Raw genomic sequence first — 23,899 nt, forward strand, 5'->3', positions numbered from 1 at the left:
CGCGCGGCGTCAGCGCTTGCGGCCGCGTGCGGCGGTCAGCTCGTCGGACACGCTCTGCATCAGCGCGCACAGCCACGCGATGTCGGTCGGGCGGTCGGGGTGCGGGTGCGTGAGCAGGTAGCTCTTGATGCGCGGAAACGGCACGGGCGGCGTGACGACCACGAGCGGCAGCAGCTGCGCATAGTGCGTCGCGAAGCGGCGCGTCGTCGTGAAGATCAGGTCCGACTGCAGCAGCACCTGCGGCACGATCCCGAAATACGGCAGCGTCGTCACGATCCGCCGCGTGAGGCGGGCGCGCGCGAGGCCGATCTCGATCGCGTTGCGCTTGTCGCCGGTGTACGGCGTCGGCGCGACGTGCGCGGCCGCCGCGTAGGCTTCGCGCGTGAGCGGCTCGCGCGCGAGCGGATGCGCGTCGCGCATCAGGCACACGATCGTGTCGGAGAACAGGTCCTGGCGCGCGAACTGCGGGTCGGGCTTCGGCCAGTTGCCGATCACGAGATCGAGCGCGCCCGATTCGAGCGCCTCCGCGTGATCGAGCGCGGGGTTCAGCGAGTCGATTTCCAGATGTGCATGCGGCGCCGCGTCGCGAAAGCGCTCGATCAGCGTCGGCATGAAGAAATCGTTCAGGTAGTCGGGCGCGGCGACGCGGAACGTGCGCCGCGCCGACGACGGGTCGAAGTCGCCGTGCGGCGTCGCGATGAAGTCGACCTCGCGCAGCGCGCGCGACGCCGCCCCGAGCAGCGACGCGCCATACTCGGTCGGCACCATCCCGGACTTGCCGCGCACGAGAATCGGGTCGTTCAGCGTCTCGCGCAGCTTGCGCAGCGCGGTGCTGATCGCGGGCTGGGTCTGGTTCAGCCGCAGCGCGGCCTGCGTGACGCTGCGCTCGAGCAGCAGCGTGCGCAATACGCGCACGAGCCAGATATCGAGCGAGGCGGTACGGTCGTCGTCTTCCATCGGTGCGCGGTGATTCGGCAGAAGCGTAACCTTACCGCAGCCACGCGTCGCGGTGCGTGATACCGGCCATCACACGCGCCCCTTCGGCAGCGTGCTGATCCGCTTGACCTCGCGCGACTCGAGCCAGTTCGGCGTGCGCGCGCAGTACAGCACCATCGGCAGCGCGTCCTCGCCCCAGAACAGCTGCTGGTTCATCCAGAACGTCGGTACGCCGAACACGCCGAGCGCGATCGCGTCGTCGGTGTTGCGGCGCAACTGCGCGCTCGTTTCCTCGAATTCGATCAGCTCGTCGCCGTGCCCGACGCCGACGCGCTCGCACAGCGCGGCGAACCCGTTCGGCGTCGACGGATCGTTGCCGTCGTGCCAGATGAAGCGGAACATTTCCAGCACGGTCGCGATGTCGGCGCGCAGCGCGATCGCGAGGCGCAGCACCTTGTCGGAGTCGAACGGATGCGCGGGCGGCATCTTGAAGCGGATGCCGAGCTGTTCGGCGCGAAACAGCGCATGGCGGTACGTGAACATGCGCTTGGCCGGCACGTCGGCGCTCGGACGCTGTCCCCAGTGGCGCTGCAGGTCGGGCAGCGACACGGCGATGGGGTCGAACGGCACGTCCGGCCACTTGTCGTGCTGTTCGAGCAGCAGGTAGGAGAACGGCGACACGAAGTCGAAGAACCAGGCAGGCTGGGTGGTGTCGAGGCCGGTTGTCATGGCGATCTCCAGAGAGTGGGGCGTGTGCGCCTCGCGGCGGCCTTCATGTTACGTGGCGGCGCGCGGACGCAGCCGCGCGGATGCAGCAATGATCGCGGATCGGCCGCTCATGCGGAACCGGGAGTCGCCCGAGGGGGCTCGCCGGCAGGCGGCGCCGCCGCGCCGCCGCGCGCCGCCGCGGGTCCGCCGGCGCCGGGGGTGCCCGACGCGGTGTCGTGGTCCTGCGCGGTGAGGCGCTCGCGCACGAAGCCGATGTGCTCGCGCAGCACGTAGAACTGCCCCGCATACGCGAGCGGCATCTTCATCCGGTTCACGGCTTCCTCGATGTCGTCGAGTTCGTCGAGCAGACGGACGCGCTCCTCGGCCGTATGCTCGCCGAGCGCGCGGCGCTCGAGCGCGATCAGCGCGCCGTACCAGCGGTAGATGCGCGAACGCACGCGCCAGCCGTACAGCGACGGCACCAGCCGCAGCCCGGGGATCAGCACGACGATCAGCGGCACCACGACGACCAGCAGCCGGTCGACGAGACTCGCGACCCAGAACGGCAGCCGCCGGTACAGGAAGGTCTTGCCCGACTTGTAATAGCGCGCGGCGTCGTCGGACAGCGGGAAGCCGCGCGTGACGGCCGACGGGAATTCGCCCGCGTGCTGCAGGATCGTCGCGTGGCCGTGTACTTCGCGCGCGGCCTCGATCAGCAGGTCGGACAACGCGGGGTGCAGCGAATCGCGCGCGACCAGCTCGATCGTGGGCGCGACCGTGTGGATGTCGGCGGGCGGCAGGTTGCGGCCGAGATCGTAGACGCCCATCGGCAGCGTGATCGCGGTCAGGTACGGAAAGCGCCGCGCGTACGCCTCGGCCTGCGTGAACGAGTACACGTGCACGCCGGGCGCGCGGAACAGCTTCGCCATCACCGGGATCTGCGTCGAGTCGCCGGACAGGAAGGCGGCGTCGATCGTGCCGTCGAGCAGCGCGGTCGCGGCGTCCTCGCCGGCCGTCGGCAGCAGCTCGGTCGAGCCGCCCGGCACGATGCCGTTCATCTTCAGCAGCGCCAGGCTCAATTCGCGCGCGCCGCTGCCTTCCGCGCCGAGCGCGAGCCGCTTGCCCTTGAAGTCCGACAGGCGCGCGACCACCGGGCCGCGGTACATGATCGCGAGCGGCACGTAGCCGATGCTGCCGAGCGATACCAGGTGCTCGTCGCGCTCCTTCGGGCCGATGCCGCTCTGCACGAAGCCGACGTCGACCGGCGCGTCCGGGTTCGACAGCCGAGCGAGGTTCTGCGCGGATCCTTCGGATGACTGGACGTCGAGCGTGACGCCGTTCTTCGCGAGGATCGTCTTGTATTTCTGCGCGGCGTTCCAGTAGGTGCTGCCCGGCGGGCCGGACGAAATCACGAGCGTGGACGGCGGCGCCGGCTGGATCAGCTTGACCGCGAGCCAGACCGCCGCGACCGCGAGCAGCACGGTGGGGCCGATCGACAGCGCGAGGTCGCGCCACGACACCGCGACGAAGCGGGCGAGGATGCGGCGGGGCGGGCGAGGGCGGGCTGGCTTCATGACGTGGCGGATGACACGGGCGTGACGCGTCGATGACGGGCGTCACGGACGATGTACGCGATGCAGGTTCTGGCGGCGATGGTACCCGGTTTCGCCCGGCATGCGCGAGTTCGGCGCGGCGGCGCGGCGCGGGACGCGGGCGCGCGGGCCGGCCGCCGCCGGGCGCACGCGCGTCAAAAGCTTTGCGCTTCGGCGGGCGCTGGATTACATTGTGCGTCGCAGCCGCGACCGATTCGCGCGCGACCCGGCACGCAATAGACCGGGCGCGTCCGGCCGGCGGCTGTCCGGCCCGACCGGCCCGCATTCGCGTGCGCCGGTCGCCGGCCCGTGTCGCCTCTCTCGCATCGCCGTGGAAATCATCGGCCATCCCGCCCGTTCGCGCGCGGGCCGGCCGCCTTTGGGGGTATCCGGCCGTACTGTGCACGGCCGTTCCGAAGTCATAAGGAGATAGCATGAAGTCGATCGTGTTGAGAGCGTTGGGTGTTGCGGCCGTGGCGGCCTGTCTGTCGGGCAGCGTATATGCGCAGTCGAGCGACGCGGCGGCAACCGAGGCGCCGGCTGCGGCAGCGAGCTCGCCGAAGGCCGCGGCCAAGACCGCGAAGAAGGCGAACCGCCAGCTCGGCTACGCGGTGCGCAAGGCAATTACGAAGGCTGGCGGCATCGACGTGGCGAACCTCGTTGTGCGCTCGAAGGGCGGCGCGATCTTGCTCGAGGGCACGGTGCCCGACCAGGCACAGATCGACAAGGCGGAAGAGGCAGCGAAGAGCGTGAAGGGCGTGACGTCGGTCACGAACAAGCTGACGGTCCAGCAGCAGTGATGCCGGGCGGCGGCGCGCCAGCGCCGCGCGCCCGCTTGCGGCGGGCCCCGATGTACCGGGGCCCGTTTGCGCTTTAGAATGCCTCGGGCCTGCCGCTTTGCGCCAGGCCCCCCCCGAACGGGTATCCCCAAGGGTCTTCCTTCGGGACGGAAAGTGCTGGACGGCCCGGCGTTTCTTCCGAGGCCGTGAGCCGCGCACGACGCAGCGGCGGACCGATAACGATATCGAGAGGTCGGCAATGACGACGCACGGGTGGGGCAGTCGGATTCTCTTGGGCGCGGCGCTGGTCGCGGTCGCGATGCTCGGCGCCTGCAACGGCGACGAATCGGGCGAGCGCAACCGGCTGCCCGGTTTCGTGTCCGGCAGCGTGCGCACGACCGCTTACGACGGCTCGAGCGACGATCTGCTGACGGCCGGCCTCGGCAAGACCGGGCTCGCCACGGCCACCGCGCCCGCGTTCGCGAATCCGTCCCGGCCGACGAGCGCCGAGCTGCGCCGGGTCGCGATCTGGTCGAACTACCGCGCGCTCGTCGACATGAGCGCCAATGGCGGCTACGGCCGTTTCTGGGGGCCGAACGTCGACCTCGACGGCAACGACACGCTCGGCGAGGGCAAGATCCCCGGCACCGAATATCTCGCGTATTCCGACGACGGCAGCGGCCGCAAGAACGTGACGCTGCTCGTGCAGGTGCCCGCGAGCTTCGATCCCGCTCAGCCATGCATCGTCACCGCGACGTCGTCCGGGTCGCGCGGCGTGTACGGCGCGATTTCGGCGGCCGGCGAGTGGGGCCTCAAACGCGGCTGCGCGGTCGCATACAACGACAAGGGCGGCGGCAACGGCGCGCACGAACTCGGCACCGACACGATCACGTTGATCGACGGCACACTCGCCGACGCCGTGCTCGCCGGCAACGCCAGTCTCTTTACCGCCAACGTGACGAGCGGCGACCTGGCCGCGTTCAACAGCCGCTTCCCGAACCGCTACGCGTTCAAGCATGCCCATTCGCAGCAGAACCCCGAGCAGGACTGGGGGCATGTGACGCTGCAGTCGGTCGAATTCGCATACTGGGCGCTCAACGAGCAGTTCGGGCCGCTGCTCGACGGCTCGCATCACGGCGTGCGGTACCGCCCGGGCGACATCACGACGATCGCCGCGTCCGTCAGCAACGGCGGTGGCGCGGCGCTCGCGGCGGCCGAGCAGGACACGCGTCGCTGGATCACCGCGGTCGTGGTCGGCGAGCCGCAGGTCAACGTGCGGATGGCGCCGAACGCGGTCGTGCGCGAGGGCGGCCAGCCGGTGCCGTCGTTCGGCCGGCCGCTGGCCGACTACGCGACGCTCGCGAACCTGCTGGAGCCGTGCGCGGCCGCATCGGCGTCGCTCGCGGGCGCGCCGTACCTGAGCGCGCTGCCGGCCGCCACCACGCAGTCGATCCGCACGCAGCGCTGCGCGACGCTCGCCGCGGCGGGGCTCGTGTCGGGCGCCGATACGCAAAGCCAGGCCGCCGACGCGCTCGCGCAACTGCATGCGGCCGGCTATCTCGCCGATTCCGACCTGCTGCAGGCGCCGATGTGGGATTCGCAGGCGATCCCGGCGATCGCGGTCACCTATGCGAATGCGTATACGCGCTCGCGCGTGACCGACAATCTGTGCAATTTCAGCTTCGCGACCACCAGCGCGGCGACGGGCACGGTCGCGCCGCCCGCCACGTCGCCAATGCCGGCCGTGTTCGGTCTCGGCAACGGCGTCCCGCCGACCGCCGGCGTCAGTCTCGTGTTCAACACCGGCGCGGGTGTCGACCACCGGCTCGCGACGCCCGATGCGAGTTTCGCGGGCGCGCTGTGCCTGCGGCAGCTGTGGACCAACGGAATGCTCGACATGCCGGCGAACGTGGACGCGGTGCGCGTGAACGCGAACCTGCAGGGCAAGCCCGCGATCATCGTGCAGGGCCGCAGCGACGCGCTCGTGCCCGTCAATCACGCGTCGCGCGCATACGTCGCGCAGAACGGCATCAGCGAAGGCGGCCGCAGCCAGCTCGTGTTCTACGAGGTGACGAACGGCCAGCACTTCGATGCGTTCCTGCCCGTCGCGGGCTTCGACACGCGCTTCGTGCCGGTCCACTACTACAACCTTCAGGCGCTGAACCTGATGTGGCGGCACCTGAAGAGCGGTGCCGCGCTGCCGCCGTCGCAGGTGATCCGCACGGTGCCGCGCGGCGGCACGCCGGGCGCCGCGCCGGCGTTGACGAGCGCGAACCTGCCGCCGATCTCGGCGTCCCCCGGCGCGAACACGATCACGACCGGCGCCGGCGCGATCGACGTGCCGCTCTGACGGCGCCCGCCGCGCCGCGATACGGAAGCCGGACAGTCGTCCGGCTTTTTTCTTTTCAGCGCCTGGAATCCGTCCCCGCACTGGCCTTTATCGGAATGGCGCGCGCTGTAACAAATTATTACTTTACGGCGGAAAACCCGGAATCTATTATGCGCCGATATTTTCACTTAATTTAATAAATTCCCGTAAAGATAATATTCCTTTCCATATAGTTAATCGATCCTTTCGATTTTATTAAATCGGCTCGAACTGCGATTGGTCGCCGTTTGGTGATTGATCGGCATTTCGCCGAGGGGGATTGTTCGTCCGTTGGAAGCGAAGGCGCCTTGCCTGGCGGGCTTTGCGGGGAATGCTTTTGCTTGCTGTTTCTCGCGCGTGCAGATAGTGGGACTGAATTCGCATTGCCGTGCATTATTGAATCGTCGTTTGCAATGGAATTGATTCCATTGCGCGGTCGAAGAATATGGGTGGGGTAAATCGTGCCGATCGGTATTCGCCGATCCGGTAAAAAACTCGGAGTGCATCGCAAAACGAATGCGCTCCCGGTGCGGAGCGCCGGCGCAAATGATCCTTTGCGACCGGCGGTATTTATCGTTCTGTTCGAGAGGCAATAATGACGACACTGAAGTCCTTGAAAGACGGTTTCGCGCTATTTGGAACGACACTGCGCCTGCCGCTCGCCGCAGCCGCGGCCGCGGCGCTGCTCGTCACGGGGTGCGGCGGCGACGACGGGTCCGGCCCGACCGCCGCCACCGCGGCGGCCGCGACGACGTCGAACGGCAGCACGGCGGTCACCACCAATGCCACGGCCACCGTCCCCGCCGACCAGCCGTACGTCGACAACGACGTGTACGGCACCGGGCCGAACGACGCGGTCACGGATTCGACCGAAGGGGCCGCGGTCGTGCACCGCCAGGTCACGATCGGCGGCAAGACCGTCCAGTACACGGCCACCACGGGCCACCTGACCACCATCGATCCGATCACGTCGGCGCCGAACGCGAAGATGTTCTACGTCGCGTACACGCAGGACAACCCGGACCCGTCGAAGCCGCGCCCGGTCACGTTCTTCTACAACGGCGGCCCCGGGTCGTCGTCGGTCTACCTGCTGCTCGGCTCGTACGGGCCGAAGCGCCTGCAGTCGTCGTTCCCGAACTTCACGCCGCCGGCCCCGTACAAGCTGCTCGACAACCCGGACAGCCTGCTCGACCGCACCGACCTCGTGTTCATCAATCCGGTCGGCACCGGCTACTCGGCGGCGATCGCCCCGGCGAAGAACAAGGACTTCTGGGGCACCGACCAGGACGCGCACTCGATCGACCGTTTCATCCAGCGCTACCTGACCAAGTACTCGCGCTGGAACTCGCCGAAGTTCCTGTATGGCGAGTCGTACGGCACGGCGCGTAGCGCGGTCGTGTCGTGGGTGCTGCACGAGGACGGCATCGACCTGAACGGGATCACGCTGCAGTCGTCGATTCTCGACTATGCGAACGCGCTGTCCGCGCCGGGCACCTTCCCGACGCTCGCGGCCGACGCGTTCTACTGGAAGAAGACGACGCTCAACCCGACGCCGACCGATCTCGACGCGTACATGGTGCAGGCCCGCAACTACGCGGACAACACGCTCGCGCCGCTCGCGCAGAAGCCGAATCCGCAGGACGGCGGCTTCGTGAACGTGCGGCTGAACCTGAACCTGCAGACCGCGCAGCAGATGGGCTCGTACATCGGCACGGATCCGACGTCGCTGATCCAGACGTTCGGCAACCCGGCCGCGCTCGGCAACGTGCCGTCGTCGGACGACAACCCGCCGTACACGTTCTTCCTGACGCTCGTGCCGGGCACGCAGATCGGCCAGTACGACGGTCGCGCGAACTTCACGGGCAAGGGCATCGCGCCGTACATCCTGCCGAACTCGGGCAGCAACGATCCGTCGATCACGAACGTCGGCGGCGCGTACACGGTGCTGTGGAACAGCTACATCAACACCGACCTCAAGTACACGTCGACGTCGTCGTTCGTGGACCTGAACGACCAGGTCTTCAACAACTGGGACTTCAGCCACACGGACCCGACCGGCGCGAACAAGGGTGGCGGCAATACGCTGTACACGGCCGGCGACCTGGCGGCGACGATGAGCGTGAACCCGGACCTGAAGGTGCTGTCGGCGAACGGGTATTTCGATGCGGTCACGCCGTTCCACCAGACCGAGCTGACGCTCGCGCAGATGGCGCTCGATCCGACGCTCAAGGCGCAGAACCTGACGATCAAGAACTACCCGTCGGGCCACATGATCTACCTGAACGACGCGTCGCGGACCGCGCTGAAGGGCGACCTCGCCAACTTCTACGACGGGATCCTCGCGAACCGTACCGCGCTGCAGCGCGTGCTGAAGCTGCAGGCGCGCACGCAGCAGCTCAAGCAGCAACAGTTGAAGCAGCAGGGGCAGTAAGCATCGCGTTGCGGCCCGCACGGTCCGGCCTTGCGCCGGGCGGTGCGGGTTCGCGAGGCCCCGGATGGACGACAGCCCGATCGGCGCAGGCCGGTCGGGCTGTTTTTTTCGGAGGATGGCGGTGCCGGCGGCCGAGGCGGCGCCCGGCGGCGCGACCTACGCGAGCACGAGCCGCACGCCGACCGCGACGAGCGTCGCGGCGAGCAGGTTGCGCAGCAGCCGTTCGGGCGCGCGCGCCGACAGCAGGCTGCCGAGCACGATGCCGGGCAGCGAGCCGAGCAACAGCGACAGCAGCATCGACCAGTCGACCGAGCCGAGCAGCCAGTGGCCCATGCCCGCGACGAGCGTGAGCGGCACCGCGTGCGCGATGTCGGAGCCGACGATGCGCGTGGTCGCGAGCATCGGGTACAGGAGCAGCAGCACGGTGACGCCGATCGCGCCGGCGCCGACCGAGGTCATCGACACGAGCGCGCCGAGCACGGCGCCCGTCAGCACGGTCGACCCCAGCGTGCGCATGGGGCTCGGCGCGAGCGGGTTGCGCGCGGCGAGCGCGGTCAATTGCGGACGGAAGATCAGCGCGAGCGACGTGAGCAGCAGCGCGACGCCGAGCACCAGCTGGATCAGCCGCGCGGTGCCGGGCGAGTTCATCCCGTGCGTGTGCAGCACCCACAGCGTGACGGCCGCGGCCGGGACGCTGCCGGCCGCGAGCCGGCCGGTGATGCGCCAGTCGATCGACCCCTTCAGCCCGTGGACGAGCGTGCCGGTGGCCTTGGTCGCGGCCGCGTACAGCAGGTCGGTGCCGACCGCCGTCGCGGGGTGGATGCCGAACAGCAGCACGAGGATCGGCGTCATCAGCGAACCGCCGCCGACGCCCGTCAGGCCGACGAGAACGCCGACGAACAGGCCGGACAGGGAGTACAGCAGATCGATATGGGGAAGCGACATCGGAAGCAGGCGGTTATGCGGCGTTCGGCGGCGGCGCGCGGCCGCGGCGCGCGCATCAAAGTCCGCCATTGTCGCAAAAGTGGTGCGTCGGTGTACGACTACGTTAAAAATCGGCGCGGAAGGCCCGCTGGACGGGCCGTGGGTGGCCGGTGAAACGGTCGTTTGAATGGGGGCCGGGCCTGACGCGGCCGTGCGCCGGCGTCGGCGTGTGTTTCGCCGATGGTTTGCCATCGGGCATGACGGGGGCGACGCGCGCCCCCGGTTCAGGTACGGACGGCCCGTCAATGCATCGCGGGACCGACGCCGGCAACGGCGTCCTGGCGGCGGATGCGCAGCGCGAGGCCGAGCAGCCCGGCCGCGGCCGCAAAAGCCGCGCCGACCGCGAACGCGGCGTGGTAGCCGCCGTTCAGCGCGTCGAGCGGCGTGGCGTGCGCCGCCGCGAGCGCATCGGTGCGCGCGGCCGCGAGGCTCGCGAGCACGGCGAGGCCGAGTGCGCCGCCCATCATGAACGCGGTGTTGACGATGCCCGACGCGAGCCCCGAATCGGCCGGATCGACGTCGCTCATCGCGGCGAGCAGCACCGGATTGAACGCGACGCCGGCGCCGATGCCGAGCAGCATCATGCCCGGCAGCACGTGCCAGAGGAAGCTGCCGTCCGCCGGCGCGCGGGAGAACAGCGCAAGGCCGCACGCCGCGATCAGCAGGCCGGCCGCGATCGGGCCGCGGATGCCGAAGCGCATCACGATCCGCGCCGACAGCCCGAGCGAGAACGCGGCCATGATCAGGTTCGCCGGCAGGAACGCGAGCCCGACCTGCAGCGGCCCGTAGCCGAGCACGCGCTGCATGTAGAGCGCGGACAGGAAGAACCACGCGAACATGGCCGCCGCCCACAGCACGCCGATCACGTTCGCGAGCGCGACGTTGCGCGCGGCGAACAGCGTGAGCGGCATCAGCGGATGCGCGACGCGCGCCTCGATCGCGATGAACAGCGCGAGCAGCACGACGGCCGCGCCGATCAGCGCGACGGTCTGCGTCGACAGCCAGCCGGCCTCGTTGCCGCCGACGATCCCGTAGACGGCGAGCATCAGCGACGCGGTCACGGTGATCGCACCTGCGACGTCGAGCCGCGCGGCGGCGGCCGGCGCGCGCATGCGCGGCAGCAGCGCGACGCACATCGCATAGACCGCGATGCCGATCGGCAGGTTGACGAGGAAGATCCAGTGCCACGACAGCGTGCTCGTCAAGAGCCCGCCGAGCAGCACGCCGATGCTGCCGCCGCCCGCGCAGACGAAGCCGTAGACGCCCATCGCGCGCGCCCGTTCGCCCGGTTCGGTGAAGAGATTCATGATCAGCGACAGCGACACCGCCGACACGATCGCGCCGCCGAAACCCTGCACCGCGCGCGCGGCGATCAGCATCGTCTGCGATTGCGCGAGGCCGCAGGCGAGCGATGCGAGCGTGAACACGACGAGGCCGGCGAGGAACATGCGCCGCTGGCCGTACAGGTCGCCGAGCCGGCCGCCGAGCAGCAGGCAGCCGCCGAACGTCAAAAGATATGCGTTGACGACCCACACGAGGGCCGTCTCGGTGAAATGGAGGTCGGTGCTGATCGACGGTAGCGCAACGTTCACGATCGTGCTGTCGAGCACGATCATCAGCACGCCGAGGCAGAGGACGATCAGCGCGTACCAGCGCTTCTCGCCGTGGATCCCGTGGGTCATGGGCTGGCCGCCTTCTCTCTGATAGTTATTTGAAAGGCTGCATTGTAGACGTCATTCGCGCGCGCTTCCTGCCGGTTTATGGCAGGAGCGACGCGTAGCGGCGGCGCGCGTCGCGCGGCGTCGGATGTTATCCGCGCGGCGGCAGTTCGCAGCCGTCGGGGCCGCACGCGGCGGCGTCGTCGCCGGCGAATTCGACGATGGCGCCGTCGCGCCACGCCTGCTCGAGCGCCTGCGCGAACACGTCGGCCGGCTGGGCGCCCGATACCGCGTAGCGGCCGCCGAACACGAACAGCGGCACGCCGCGCCCGCCGATCTGCGCCGCGCGCGCGATGTCGGCCTCGACTTCGTCACGGTACGCGTCGCTGCGCAGCACGGCTTCGACGGCCGAGCGCTCGAGCCCCGCTTCGACCGCGAAGTCGATCAGCGACGCGTGGTCGAACAGCGAGCCGTGCTCGCAGAAATACGCGCGGTACAGCCGCTCGGTCAGCGCATGCGCACGGCCGGTCGCCTCCGCGAGCTTCACGAGCCGGTGACCGTCGAGCGTGTCGCCGACGAACGTGCGGGGCAGGTCGTAGCTCAGCCCGACGCTCGCGGCCGCATCGGTCACCTGGCGCAGCATCTGGTCGACCTGCGCGGGCGACATCCGGTACTTGCCCGCGAGCATCGCCTCGACCGGTTCGACCGGCTGGCCCGGCATCAGCCGGTACGCGCGCAGCGCGACGTCGACGTGCTCGGCGTGCGCGAACGCGGCGAGCGCCTCGTCGAAGCGGCGCTTGCCGATCCAGCACCATGGGCAGATCAGGTCGGACCAGATTTCGACGGTCAGGATCGGGCGGGCAGTCGGGGCAGGGGTGGTCGTCATGAGCGGTCCGGGGCGGCAAATAAATGTAACCGGGACTATATCACTTTATGCTTCGATGCTTCGTCGGGGTCTCGCCCGGGCCGAACGGGGCGACCCGGATGCTTCACGAAGCATAGTCACGGACCGGGTGTACCGGTAGCGATTGTCGATCCCAGTCGGGGCGCCGCCCGCCGCCCGCGCCGCTTACACGTCGCCCTGCGTTTCCTTCAGATGCTTCAGGTGCTTGTAGACGGTCGCGCGCCCCATCCCGAGCACGTTGGCGACGTAGTTCGCGGCGCTCTTGCCGCGGAACGCGCCTTCCGCGTACAGCGCCTCGACGAGCTCGCGCCGGTGCTCGCGCGTGAGCCCGTTCAAGCCGACCTGCCGCTCGCGCAGCCAGCCGTGCAGGAACGTGTTGATGCGTTCCTGCCAGTCGTCGCGGAACAGCTCGTCCGGTTGCGCGACGATGCCCGCGCCCTTGATGAACACGTCGAGTGTCGCGCGGACGTCGTCGAACACCGCGATGTTGAAGTTGATGCACATCATCCCGGCCGGGCGGCCTTCGTCGTCGAACAGCACGTTGCTCACGCAACGCATCCGCCGGCCGTCCCAGTTCAGCTTTTCGTACGGACCGATCACGCGCTCGCGCGCCGAATGATCGATTTCCTCGAGTGCGGAGTCGTCGCCGACCTCGCGCTTCGACAGGTTGTTCGCGAGATACAGCACGGTCTGGTCGTGCAGGTCGTGGATCACGACTTCCGCATACGGGAAGAACAGCGCCGCGATGCCGTCGGCGATCGGCGCATAGCGGGTGAGCAGCAGGTCTTTGACGGGGGATTGCTTCTTGCGCATCGGAATCGCCATCTCGGGTGAGCGGGGGCCGGGCGGTGCATCGGCGCGGCGCGCCGGCGTGCCGTCGACCGGCTGCTCCGTGCGCCCGCGCGCTGCCGCCGCGGCGGTTGCGCCATTGTATCGGCCCCGCGTGCGCGCGCCGCTCATGCGCGCGTCAGATGCGTGTACAGCGCATGGGCGATCGCGATGTCCTCGAGCCCGAGGCCGATCGAGCGGAAGAATGCATGACGCGTGCGCGACGGCGCCGCGCAGGTGCCGGCGACGAGCGCGGGCAGGTCGCCGACGATCCGCTCGGGCGTCCAGCCGTGCCCGGCCGCCGCGATCTGCATCTCGCCCGCGCTCGCGGGCGTCGTGTGCCGGTAGTCGCAATACACGTCCATGTCGGGCAGCCACGCGGGCGGGATTTCGTGCGCGCGCGCGACGTTGGTGCTGATCGACGTGACGAGCGCGGGGCGCGTGAGCATGCCGTCGGCGAGCACCGGCGTGCCCGACGACGTGCACAGCATCACGACGTCCGCGTCGCGCACGCACGCCTCGACGCTGGCGGCCGCACGGGCCCGCGGATCGATCCGCGCGAGCGTCGCCTGCAGCGCCGGGTCGCCGGCGAGCGCGGGCGAATGAACGCTGATCGATGCCCAGTCGCGCAATGCCGCGGTGTGGCGCAGATGCGCGAGGCCGACCGCGCCCGTGCCGATCACGGCGAGGCGGCGCGCGTCGCGCGGCGCGAGGCAGTCGACCGCGAGCGCCGTCGTGCCGGCCGTGCGCTCGACCGTCAGCAGCCCCGCGTCGCACCACATCAGCGGCTGGCCGGTGCGCATCGACATCAGCGCGGTCCATGCGGTGACGATCGGTCTCCCGTCGGGTTTGCCGCCGGTCGCGACGTACGGCGACAGCTTCGCGCCGAACACCTGCTCGTCGGCGAGCGCGCCGAGATACGTGATGAAATCGCCGGCCTGCTCCGGGAACAGCGTGAGCGTCTGCGGCGGCTGCACCGCGCGGGCCGACGCGAGCGACGCGAACATGCGGCGCAGCGTGCCGAGCACGTCGAGCGACGGCAGCGCCGCGCGCACCGCGGCTTCGTCGACGGTCAGCGGCAGGGTCGGGGCGGGTTGCGTCATGGGACTTCTCCGGTCGGGGCCGGACAGGACAGTCTCGACATAGCGCGTCCGGCGGTGTTCGTGGTGGACTAAAAGTCTAATATAGACAAAGTAAGTTGGGTGGATTTTTCTTTTGAGGAACGAGGGGATTCGATTTCCTCGGAAAAAACATCGATAAATCAACGGTGATGAGCAATGTCGACTGCGTCTCAAGGGACTGCATGAGCGTCGGATTATCGTATCCCCTATAGTCTATAGTAGACTAAGAGTCTATATTTTCGCGTGCAGACCGGCGTGCCGTCGCACGATGACCGGTCTTCATCGCCTCAATCCGGAATCGAAGGACATCCGTCATGAACTGGAAGCTTTCCCTCTGCGCCGTCGCGGCGCTTGCGTGCGCGGCCGTCACGGCCCACGCGGAACAGACCACGCTGCGCTTCGGGATCGAAGCCGCGTATCCGCCGTTCGAGAGCAAGACGCCGGCCGGCCAGCTGCAGGGTTTCGACGTCGACATCGGCAACGCGGTGTGCGCGAAGCTGAACATGAAATGCGTGTGGGTCGAGAATGCGTTCGACGGGCTGATCCCGGCGCTGCAGGCGCGCAAGTTCGACGCGATCAATTCGGCGATGAACATCACCGCGAAGCGCAAGCAGAGCATCGATTTCACGCCGGCGATCTACGTGGTGCCGATCGTGATGGTCGCGCACCGCGGCTCGCCGCTGCGGCCCGATGCCGCGAGCCTGCGCGGCAAGCACGTCGGCGTGCTGCAGGGCTCGTCGCAGGAGGATTTCCTGAAGGCGCACTGGGCGAATGCGGGCGTGGCCGTCGTGTCGTACCAGGATCAGGACCAGATTTATGCCGATCTCGTCGCCGGGCGTCTCGACGCGGCCGTGCAGGAGGCGCAGACCGCGCAGGACGGTTTCCTCGACAAGCCGGCCGGCCGCGACTATCAAATCGTCGGCGACGCGCTGAAGGATCCCGCGACGCTCGGCGAAGGCACCGGCTTCGGGATGCGCAAGGGCGACAAGGCGCTGCAGGCGAAGATCGTCGGCGCGCTGGACGCGCTGAAGAAGGACGGCACGCTGAGCGCGCTGTCGCAGAAGTACTTCAAGCGCGACATCGTCGCGAAGTAAGCCTGGCCGCGCGCCGGCCGCGGTGCCGGCGCGCGTCGCACCGAATCTCGACGCAGTACGGGGAAGCATGGATTTCGACGTCATCGTTCTGGGGGCCGGCATCGTCGGCGTGTCGTCGGCGCTGCATCTGCAGGATCGCGGGCTGCGCGTCGCGCTCGTCGACCGGCGCGCGCCCGGCGAGGAGACGAGCCACGGCAATGCCGGGCTGATCGAGCGCTCGTCGGTCGTGCCGTACGCGTTCCCGCGCCGTCTCGGCACGCTGCTGCGCTACGCGCGCAACCGCTCGGTCGATCTCTACTGGGATTACAAGGCATTGCCCGCGTATGCGGGCTGGCTCGCGCGCTTCTGGCGCGAATCGTCGCCGCAGCGGCTCGCGGCCGCCGCGCGCGATATGCTGCCGCTCGTCGCGGCGAGCGTCGTCGAGCACGACGCGCTGCTCGCGCGCACCGACGCGCAGCCGCTCGTGCATGACGGCGGGTGGATCGAGGCGTTCCGTTCGCCGGCGCTGTTCGACGCGGAAACGCGCGCGCAGCAGCGGGTGGCCGACGCGCACGGGTTGCGGATGCGCGTCCTCGACGCGCGCGCGTTGCGCGAACGCGAGCCCGGCATCGGCGACGCATTCTGCGGCGCATTCCACTGGCAGGACCCGAAGACCGTGTCGAGCCCCGGGGGCCTCACGAAGGCGTACGCGCGGCTGTTCGAGCGCGACGGCGGCACGTTCGTGCACGGCGACGCGACGACGCTCGCGCAGGTGAGCGACGGCTGGCGGGTCAAAACCGAGCATGGGCCGATCGCGGCCCGCTCGGCCGTGGTCGCGCTCGGGCCGTGGTCCGATCACGTGTTCGCGCCGCTCGGCTACCGGATTCCGCTGCGCGCGAAGCGCGGCTATCACATGCATTACCGGCCGACCCGCGCGCCGCTGAACGTGCCCGTGTGCGATACCGAGGCGGGTTTCGTCGTCGCGCCGATGGAGGGCGGTCGCCTGCGGCTCACGACCGGTGTCGAGATCGCGTTGCGCGGCGCACCGCCGACCGGCGTGCAGCTCGCGCGCGCCGAGCCGCTGGCGCGCGACGCGTTCGGCATCGGCGAGCGGCTCGATCCGGCGCCGTGGCTCGGCATGCGACCGTGCACGCCCGACATGCGTCCGGTGATCGGGCCTGCGCCGCGCCATCGTCATCTGTGGTTCGCGTTCGGCCATTGCCACCACGGGCTCACGCTCGGGCCCGCGACCGGGCGTCTGCTCGCCGAGATGATGACGGGCGAGCCGACCTACATCGATCCCCATCCATACCGACCCGCGCGCTTCGGCTGAGCGCGTTTCGATATGACGGCCGCCGCGGTTGCGGCCGTCACATTTTTTCATTTGGTAATCCGCGCTGCATTATCCGCGGTCGCGCGAATGGAAATTGTCTGCGTAATTGATCGGAAAGAAATCGCTAAATAAGAAAATCGGTAAACAAGCGATTTATTAATGCATTTTCATGAAAATGAAATGCGAAACAGGCGATTCGGCCGGGCAATCCGGCGGCGCTTTCGTGCCGGACGTTCCGATGTGGCACGGAATGTACCGGAACACGTTACTTCGGGCCTCGCAAACGTTACGTTACATCCGCGCGCCGGACGCCTGATTCATCAGATGATTATGGCTGTGCGATCCGCTTATTTGCCCTGAAATCCATATAAAACCGTTATTGGCTTGCAATGGGCCGACGAATCAATTCGCTTTAACCGGGTGGCACGCTTCGTGCAATCCGTCCCCATGCTTTATCAACGTAGTGCCAACCGAGATGGGGTAAAGATGGGACAAAAGCTTAAATTGACGGGTGTGGCGCTGTCGGTCGCGACGGTGTTCGGGGTACTGGCTTCCGGTTCGGCTATCGCGGGGACGCTCGATGCGCTGCCGCTTCCGCAGGTAATCGTGAATCCGCCGACGAACAGCGTCTCGATCGGGCTGGCCGCGACCGGCACGTCGCCGCTGGGTTCGGTCACCGTGGCGGCGGGCGGATCGGGCGCGATCCAGACGTCGCTCGGCAATCCGGCGCAAGCCTTGTCGGGCGCGGTGAACGCGCTGCAAGGCGCGCTCGGCGGCGCTGGCGGCACGGTGACGCCGCTCGCGCCGGTGCAAGGCGTGGTGAACCAGGTGACGGGGGCGCTTGGTGGCGGCAATCCGGCGGGTGCGTTGACTGGCGCGCTGGGGACGGCGACGGGGACGTTGAGCAATGCGGTTGGTACGGTGACGGGCGCGCTGGGTAACGTCGGCGGTGGGGCGAATCCGCTGGCGCCGGTTCAAGGTGTCGTCAATCAAGTAACGGGGGCGCTCGGCGGCGGCAATCCGGCTGGTGCGTTGACCGGCGCGTTGGGCACGGTCACGGGTGCGCTGGGTAACGTCGGCGGCGGTGCAAACCCGCTGGCGCCGGTTCAAGGCGTGGTCAATCAAGTGACGGGCGCGCTTGGCGGTGGCAATCCGGCGGGTGCCTTGACCGGCGCGTTGGGCACGGTGACGGGTGCACTGGGTAACGTGGGCGGTGGTGCAAACCCGCTGGCACCGGTTCAAGGCGTCGTCAATCAAGTGACGGGCGCGCTCGGCGGTGGCAATCCGGCGAGTGCGTTGACCGGCGCGTTGGGCACGGTCACGGGTGCGCTGGGTAACGTCGGCGGCGGTGCAAATCCGCTGGCTCCGGTTCAAGGCGTGGTCAATCAAGTGACGGGCGCGCTCGGCGGTGGCAATCCGGCGGGCGCGTTGACCGGTGCGTTGGGCACGGTGACGGGTGCACTGGGTAACGTTGGCGGCGGCGCGAATCCGCTGGCGCCGGTTCAAGGCGTGGTGAATCAAGTGACGGGCGCGCTGGGTAACGTTGGCGGCGGCGCGAATCCGCTGGCGCCGGTGCAGGGCGTGGTGAATCAAGTGCCGGGCGCGCTCGGCGGCGGCAACCCGGCAGGTGCGTTGACCGGCGCGCTGGGCACGGTCACGGGCGCACTGGGCAACGTCGGCGGCACGAACCCGCTGACACCGATCCAGAACGTCGTCGACCAGGTCACGGGCACGGTGGGCAGCGGCAATCCTGCCGGTGCGCTGAGCAATGCGGTCAATACGATCACGGGGACGCTCGGCAACATCGGTGGCGCGTCGAGCCCGCTGGCACCGGTGCAAGGCGCCGTCACGCAACTCGCCGGCACGCTTGGCAACGGCAACCCGGCCAGTGCACTGACGGACGCCGTGAACTCGATGACGGGCGCACTCGGCAACCTCGGTGGCACGAATCCGTTGGCGCCGGTGCAGGGCGTCGTGAACCAGGTCGTCGGCACGTTGTCGGGCGCCGGCGGCGGCAGCCCGATCGCGCCGATCACGAACCTCGTCAGCGGCCTCCAGAACGCACTGCCGACGGGTGGCAATGCGGCCGGCGCGCTGACCGGTGCGATCGGTTCGGTCACGAGCACGCTCGGCAATCTCGGCGGCACGAACCCGCTGGCCCCGGTGCAAGGCGTCGTGAACCAGGTGGTCGGCACGCTCGGCAGCGGCAGCCCGGCAGCCGCACTGAGCAACGCAGTCAGTTCGGTAACGGGCGCACTCGGCAACCTCGGCGGCACGAACCCGCTGGCCCCGGTTCAAGGCGTCGTGAACCAGGTGGTCGGCACGCTCGGCAGCGGCAACCCGGCAGCCGCACTGAGCAACGCAGTCAGTTCGGTGACGGGCGCACTCGGCAACCTCGGTGGCACGAATCCGCTGGCGCCGGTGCAGGGCGTCGTGAACCAGGTCGTCGGCACGCTGTCGGGCGCAGGCGGCAGCCCGATCGCGCCGATCACGAACCTCGTCGGCGGTCTGACCGGCGGCAGCAACCCGGCCGGCGCACTGACCGGTGCGCTCGGTTCGGTGACGGGCGCCCTTGCGAACGGTCCGGCAGCCCTCGGGCAGGCGGCCGGCGCGCTGTCGGGCGCCGCCGGTTCGACGGCTGCGGCGGGCGGCAGCCTGCTCGGCTCCGGCGCGAGCGCGGCCGGCAGCACGGCGGGCGCGACCGGTTCGCTGGTGTCGACGACCGGCAACGCGACGGCAACGGTCGTCAACGCCGTCGGCACGACGCTGGGTACGGCACTGGGTTCCACGCCGGGCCTGTCGGTCACGCCGCACTCCGGCAACGGCTCCGCGAACAACCCGCTCGCACCGGTGTCGACGCTGCTGCAGGCGGTGACTGGCGCATTGCCGAAATAACCGGCTGGAACGCGCGGCGGCGGTCCATCGCCTGCCGCGTGCAACGGGTCGTACGACGCGGCATGACAGCAATGTCATGCCGCGTTTTTCTTTGGGATCCCGAGGTGTTTCGTGCGAGGAATGGCGCCGCTTCGTGGGGCGGCATGGAATAACTGGCCGGATTCGTCCGTTTACATACCGAGTCTCGGCGCGGCCGGACAGCGGGATAATGGTCATCACGAAGTCGACTTCCCGTCCGGCGGCATCGTGCCGCGACGCCATGCCAAGGAGAACGGGAATGAAGACGATGCTGTTCGCCATCGCGCTGACGGCCGCGATCGCGCGGCCCGCGGCCGCCGAGCCGCCGCAGGCCGGCGACGGGAAACTGGTCGACGAAGATCACATGACGCTGTACGTGTTCGATCACGACGCGCCGGGCAAGAGCACCTGCACCGGCACCTGCGCGGCCAACTGGCCGCCGGCGCTCGCCGACGGATACGACAAGGCGTCGGGTGCACTGAGCCTCGTCACGCGCGACGATGGCAAGAAGCAATGGGCTTACCACGGCCGTCCGCTGTATCGCTGGAAGATGGACCGCAAGGCCGGCGACGCGGGCGGCGACGGAATCGGCGGCATGTGGCACGTCGCGCGTCCCTGAACACCGACCGACCGACGGACTGACGGCGCAGCGACGCGCGAGGCATCCGGATGAGTTACGAATCGGACCTGCTGGTGTGGTTGCCGCATCTCACGCGATATGCGCGCGCGCTGACGGGCGACCGGGCCTGGGCGGACGATCTCGTGCAGGACACGCTCGAGCGCGCGTTGAACCGGCCGCCGCGCGACGGCGGCAACCTGCGTGCGTGGCTGCTGACGCTGCTGCGCCACCGCTTCATCGACCAGTTGCGCGCGCGGCACGAGATCGCGGTCGACGATGCGACCGCGCCATGGCAGACGATGGCCGCGCCGACCGACGAGATCGGCGGCCTACTGTTGCGCGACGTGCAGCGCGCGCTGTACCGGCTGCCCGTCGAGCAGCGCGAGGTGCTGCTGCTGGTCGCGCTCGAGGAATTGAGTTACCGCGACGCCGCGCAGGTGCTCGGCGTGCCGGTGGGGACGGTGATGTCGCGGCTGTCGCGGGCGCGTGAACAGATGCGTGCGCTGCTGTCCGGCGAGCCGCCGGCGCGCGGCGCGGCCGCGTTACGGGTGATCGGGAAGACATGATGGACGACGATCCGCGCAAACCTTCGAACGATCGGGACGGTGGAGCCGACGCGTCGGCGCAACTGCTGTCGGCGCTGCTCGACGGCGAGCTGTCCGGGCAGGAGCGCCGCGAGGTGCTCGAACGGCTGGCGTCCGATCCGCGCGAAGCCGACCGGTTCGCGCATTACGGCGCGCAGCGCGATGCGCTGCAAGCGCTGTTCCCGCTGCCGGCCGCCGCACCCGCGCTGTTCGTGCAGCGGCGCGTGCCGCGTTGGCGCGGCGTCGCGTACGCATTCGCGGGGCTGGCGGCCGGGCTGGTGATCGGCGTCGCGCTGCACGCGGGCTGGACGACCTTCGGCGCCGAGCCGGCCTTCGCCGCGCGCGCGGACGTCGCGTATGCCGTGTACGCGGCCGATCGCGAGCATCCGGTCGAGGTCGACGCACGCGATCCGGCGCGCCTTGCCGCGTGGCTGTCCGCGCGTCTCGGGCGGCCCGTGCGTGCGCCGTCGCTCGACGAATACGGCTATGCGTTGCTGGGCGGCCGGCTGCTGCCGGGCGACGCGGGGCCGGCAGCGCAACTGATGTATCAGCGCGCGGACGGTAAGCGCGTGACGCTCTACATGACGGCCTACGATGCGCGGCGCTTCGCGCCCCGGGCGATGTCCGCCGGTGGCCGCGATACGTACTTCTGGTCCGATCGCGGCATGGGTTATGCGCTCTCCGGACACGCCGACGAACGACGGCTGCGCGAGCTCGCGATCGAAGCATGCGGCGCGCTCGGCGGACCGACCGACGCGTGGAAGGGCTGACGCGCGCGACATCGGCAGGGAGCCGACGATGAACACGAAGAAGGCGGTGATGGTGGCGGTGGCGCTCGTGGCGGGCGCCGGGCTCGCGCGGGCGGACGGCGATGCGCCGGTGCGCGCGCCGGTCGACGCCGACGGCGTGCAGCGGGTGGCGATCGTCGGCGGCAGCTATTTCTTTCGTCCGAGCCACGTGATCGTCCGCGCGCACGTGCCGGTCGAACTTACCGTCTCGGCCGAGCCGGGCGTCGTGCCGCACAGTTTCAAGATCGACGCGCCGCAGGCCGGCATCGCGGTGCATACCGAGCTGGGCACGACGCCGCGCACGTTGCGCTTCACGCCGACGGCGCCCGGCCGCTTCGCCTACTATTGCACGCATCGGCTGCTGTTCCTGCGCAGCCATCGCGAGCGCGGAATGGAAGGCGTGCTCGACGTCGAGGCGGCGCCGTGATCGCCGCGTTGCTGGCCGCGAGCCTGATAGGAGCGAGCATGACAGCCGATCCCGTGACCATCGCGCAGACGCATTTCGACCAGGTCCATTCGTACCGCGCGACGATCCGCTCGTCGGCGCGCAGCGGCGAGCATGCCGAATTCCACTATGCCTACCTCAAACCCGGTTTCGTCCGGATGGACTTCGTGTCGCCGCATCACGGCGCGGTGCTCGCGTACGACCCGGGCAACGGCAAGGTGCGGCTGCGTCCGTTCGGCGAGCATGCGCTGCCCGCGCTCACGCTGTCGCCGTCCAATCCGCTGCTGCGCGACCGCAGCGGCCATCGCGTCGACCGTTCGGACGTCGGCGTGCTGCTGCACAACGTGCATGCGCTGCAGCAGGGCGGTGCGACCGTGACGGAAGGCAAGGAAAACCTCGGCGGCCGCGCCACGCTGCGCGTATCGGTGACGGGCGCGCCCGCGCACGTGGTCGACGGCGTGCATCGCTATCGTCTGTGGCTGGACACCGAGGACGGCTTTCCGCTGAAGGTCGTCAGCTTCGCGGACGACGACGGCGCGCCGCTCGAAACGGTGACGCTCGACGACGTCGAGATCGACGTCGCGTTTCCCGCCCGCTTTTTCTCGCCCTGACCGCGCTTTTGACCCCGATTCTGATTCGCGCCGGAGGCAGCATGGCGGAATACCGGTTTTCGACGACGTGGCGCGTGGACGCGCCGCTCGCGGCTGTCTGGGACGCGATCTACCAGGTCGATCGCTGGCCGGACTGGTGGAAGAGCGCCGTGCGGACCGTCGAGATCGAGCACGGCGACGCGGGCGGCGTCGGCGCGCTGCAGCGATACACGTGGAAAGGCGCGTTGCCGTACCGGCTGACCTTCGACATGCGCGTGCTGCGCGTCGAGCGGCCGCATGTGCTCGAAGGCCGCGCAAGCGGCGCGATCGAAGGCGACGGCCGCTGGTCGTTCGCCGGCGACGGCGCGCGCACCGTCGTGCGCTACGACTGGCACATCCGCACGCGCGAGCGCTGGATGAACTGGCTGGAGCCGATCGCGCGCCCGCTGTTCGCGTGGAATCACGACGTCGTGATGCGCGAAGGCGCGAAAGGCCTCGCGCGGCTGCTCGGCGCGACGGTCGAGACCGACGGCCGGACGTTTCAGCCGGTCGCGGGCTGTCCGGACATGTGACGATCCCGTGGCCGCGGTTTGCGCCCTTGGCACGTCCGCGCAGCCTTGTTCAAGCAATGCCGGACGACCGCGGGAACTCGGTGCTCGCCCCGTGTCCAATTGGGGCATGGGTCGGGATATCCCGTATCTCGTCCGCGCCCGGTGTGCGGAATCGATGTTTATGTGATTGTTTTTAATGAAATTTTTCAATCAATCCCCGTTTTCCCATCGTTCCGCCCCGCACGAAAAAACCTCCGGCTCCCCTTCTTGAATTTGTCAAAACCCGTCCATATAATTAGCACTCGCTGCACGAGAGTGCTAACAATTCTCTGCCGGGCGACCCGCCGGGCAGATTCCCTAAGCGTTCTTCAATCTCAGTCAAGAGAGGAGTGAATATGAACCTTCGTCCTTTGCACGATCGCGTGATCGTCAAGCGCCTGGATCAGGAAACCAAGACCGCCTCGGGCATCGTGATCCCCGACGCAGCAGCTGAGAAGCCGGATCAAGGCGAAGTCCTGGCCATCGGCCCGGGCAAGCGCGACGACAAGGGCGCGCCGATCGCGCTCGACGTGAAGGTCGGCGATCGCGTGCTGTTCGGCAAGTACGCTGGCCAGACCGTCAAGGTCGATGGCCAGGAACTGCTGGTCATGCGTGAAGAAGACATCATGGCCGTGGTCAACGCCAAGTAAGCGTC

The 23,899-nt window shown here is 68.9% G+C and carries 21 protein-coding genes; 13 read left to right on the top strand and 8 right to left on the bottom strand.

Annotation, left to right across the window (positions count from 1 at the left end; all coding sequences use genetic code 11):
* Positions 1-9 precede the first annotated feature (9 nt).
* The 3 genes from WS46_RS12560 to WS46_RS12570 all read right to left on the bottom strand — a co-directional run bounded on the left by WS46_RS12560 (position 10) and on the right by WS46_RS12570 (position 3,218).
* Positions 10-957: a LysR family transcriptional regulator gene (locus tag WS46_RS12560; RefSeq protein ID WP_059530460.1), complete on the bottom strand. Its 948-nt coding sequence runs from the start codon at positions 955-957 to the stop codon at positions 10-12.
* 69 nt (positions 958-1,026) lie between these two features.
* The gene (locus WS46_RS12565; protein ID WP_059690715.1) at positions 1,027-1,665 is read right to left on the bottom strand and encodes a 2-hydroxychromene-2-carboxylate isomerase; all 639 of its coding nucleotides are present in this window, start codon (positions 1,663-1,665) and stop codon (positions 1,027-1,029) included.
* A gap of 107 nt (positions 1,666-1,772) precedes the next feature.
* On the bottom strand, positions 1,773-3,218 hold the full coding sequence (locus tag WS46_RS12570; RefSeq protein ID WP_059690716.1) for a TAXI family TRAP transporter solute-binding subunit: 1,446 nt from the start codon (positions 3,216-3,218) through the stop codon (positions 1,773-1,775).
* Between the two features lie 452 nt (positions 3,219-3,670).
* Here WS46_RS12570 and WS46_RS12575 point away from each other — a divergent pair, with 452 nt between their 5' ends.
* From WS46_RS12575 to WS46_RS12585, 3 genes are all read left to right on the top strand, one after another.
* Positions 3,671-4,036, top strand: coding sequence for a BON domain-containing protein (locus tag WS46_RS12575; RefSeq protein WP_059530451.1), 366 nt, complete (start codon positions 3,671-3,673; stop codon positions 4,034-4,036).
* Between the two features lie 238 nt (positions 4,037-4,274).
* Entirely contained in the window at positions 4,275-6,365 is a 2,091-nt protein-coding gene (locus WS46_RS12580) for a D-(-)-3-hydroxybutyrate oligomer hydrolase (RefSeq protein ID WP_059690717.1), read from the top strand.
* Between the two features lie 613 nt (positions 6,366-6,978).
* Entirely contained in the window at positions 6,979-8,814 is a 1,836-nt protein-coding gene (locus WS46_RS12585; protein ID WP_059690718.1) for a S10 family peptidase, read from the top strand.
* A 156-nt stretch (positions 8,815-8,970) separates the two neighbouring features.
* On the opposite strand, the gene WS46_RS12590 is transcribed toward WS46_RS12585, so the two are convergent.
* From WS46_RS12590 to WS46_RS12610, 5 genes are all read right to left on the bottom strand, one after another.
* A complete protein-coding gene (locus WS46_RS12590; RefSeq protein ID WP_059690836.1) occupies positions 8,971-9,759 on the bottom strand; it encodes a sulfite exporter TauE/SafE family protein in 789 nt (262 codons plus the stop codon).
* Between the two features lie 281 nt (positions 9,760-10,040).
* Positions 10,041-11,480 carry a DHA2 family efflux MFS transporter permease subunit gene (locus tag WS46_RS12595; protein ID WP_059690719.1) on the bottom strand — a complete coding sequence of 480 codons (1,440 nt, stop codon included), beginning with the start codon at positions 11,478-11,480 and terminating at the stop codon, positions 10,041-10,043.
* A gap of 127 nt (positions 11,481-11,607) precedes the next feature.
* The gene (locus tag WS46_RS12600) at positions 11,608-12,342 is read right to left on the bottom strand and encodes a DsbA family oxidoreductase (protein ID WP_059690720.1); all 735 of its coding nucleotides are present in this window, start codon (positions 12,340-12,342) and stop codon (positions 11,608-11,610) included.
* Between the two features lie 183 nt (positions 12,343-12,525).
* Entirely contained in the window at positions 12,526-13,320 is a 795-nt protein-coding gene (locus WS46_RS12605) for a transcriptional regulator (protein WP_059530436.1), read from the bottom strand.
* Positions 13,317-14,291, bottom strand: a complete 975-nt coding sequence (locus WS46_RS12610) for an ornithine cyclodeaminase family protein (protein ID WP_059690721.1) — start codon at positions 14,289-14,291, stop codon at positions 13,317-13,319. Before WS46_RS12610 ends, WS46_RS12605 begins: the two co-directional genes overlap by 4 nt.
* 332 nt (positions 14,292-14,623) lie before the next feature.
* Between WS46_RS12610 and WS46_RS12615 the strand changes: the two genes are divergently transcribed.
* The 10 genes from WS46_RS12615 (at position 14,624) to groES (ending at position 23,894) form a co-directional block, all read left to right on the top strand.
* On the top strand, positions 14,624-15,403 hold the full coding sequence (locus WS46_RS12615; protein WP_059530430.1) for an ABC transporter substrate-binding protein: 780 nt from the start codon (positions 14,624-14,626) through the stop codon (positions 15,401-15,403).
* A gap of 67 nt (positions 15,404-15,470) precedes the next feature.
* Positions 15,471-16,715 (top strand): FAD-binding oxidoreductase, encoded by a 1,245-nt coding sequence (locus WS46_RS12620; RefSeq protein WP_059690722.1) that lies wholly within the window; start codon positions 15,471-15,473, stop codon positions 16,713-16,715.
* Between the two features lie 486 nt (positions 16,716-17,201).
* Entirely contained in the window at positions 17,202-19,610 is a 2,409-nt protein-coding gene (locus WS46_RS12625; protein WP_059690723.1) for a hypothetical protein, read from the top strand.
* Between the two features lie 277 nt (positions 19,611-19,887).
* A complete protein-coding gene (locus tag WS46_RS12630; RefSeq protein ID WP_059530421.1) occupies positions 19,888-20,247 on the top strand; it encodes a hypothetical protein in 360 nt (119 codons plus the stop codon).
* Positions 20,248-20,297: 50 nt separating this feature from the next.
* Positions 20,298-20,813 carry a sigma-70 family RNA polymerase sigma factor gene (locus WS46_RS12635; RefSeq protein ID WP_059507036.1) on the top strand — a complete coding sequence of 172 codons (516 nt, stop codon included), beginning with the start codon at positions 20,298-20,300 and terminating at the stop codon, positions 20,811-20,813.
* Positions 20,813-21,601 (top strand): anti-sigma factor, encoded by a 789-nt coding sequence (locus WS46_RS12640; protein WP_059690724.1) that lies wholly within the window; start codon positions 20,813-20,815, stop codon positions 21,599-21,601. The genes WS46_RS12635 and WS46_RS12640 overlap by 1 nt, the downstream gene beginning before the upstream one ends.
* Before the next feature lie 28 nt (positions 21,602-21,629).
* Positions 21,630-22,046 (top strand): hypothetical protein, encoded by a 417-nt coding sequence (locus tag WS46_RS12645; RefSeq protein ID WP_059690725.1) that lies wholly within the window; start codon positions 21,630-21,632, stop codon positions 22,044-22,046.
* Positions 22,043-22,675 (top strand): hypothetical protein, encoded by a 633-nt coding sequence (locus tag WS46_RS12650; RefSeq protein ID WP_059690726.1) that lies wholly within the window; start codon positions 22,043-22,045, stop codon positions 22,673-22,675. The genes WS46_RS12645 and WS46_RS12650 overlap by 4 nt, the downstream gene beginning before the upstream one ends.
* Positions 22,676-22,716: 41 nt before the next feature.
* On the top strand, positions 22,717-23,226 hold the full coding sequence (locus WS46_RS12655) for an SRPBCC family protein (protein ID WP_059530407.1): 510 nt from the start codon (positions 22,717-22,719) through the stop codon (positions 23,224-23,226).
* A 374-nt stretch (positions 23,227-23,600) separates the two neighbouring features.
* Positions 23,601-23,894: a co-chaperone GroES gene (gene groES / locus WS46_RS12660; protein WP_004186661.1), complete on the top strand. Its 294-nt coding sequence runs from the start codon at positions 23,601-23,603 to the stop codon at positions 23,892-23,894.
* The last annotated feature ends 5 nt before the right edge of the window (positions 23,895-23,899 follow it).

This window comes from Burkholderia sp. RF4-BP95 (genome assembly GCF_001521985.1).
In the GTDB taxonomy this organism is placed as follows: domain Bacteria; phylum Pseudomonadota; class Gammaproteobacteria; order Burkholderiales; family Burkholderiaceae; genus Burkholderia; species Burkholderia diffusa.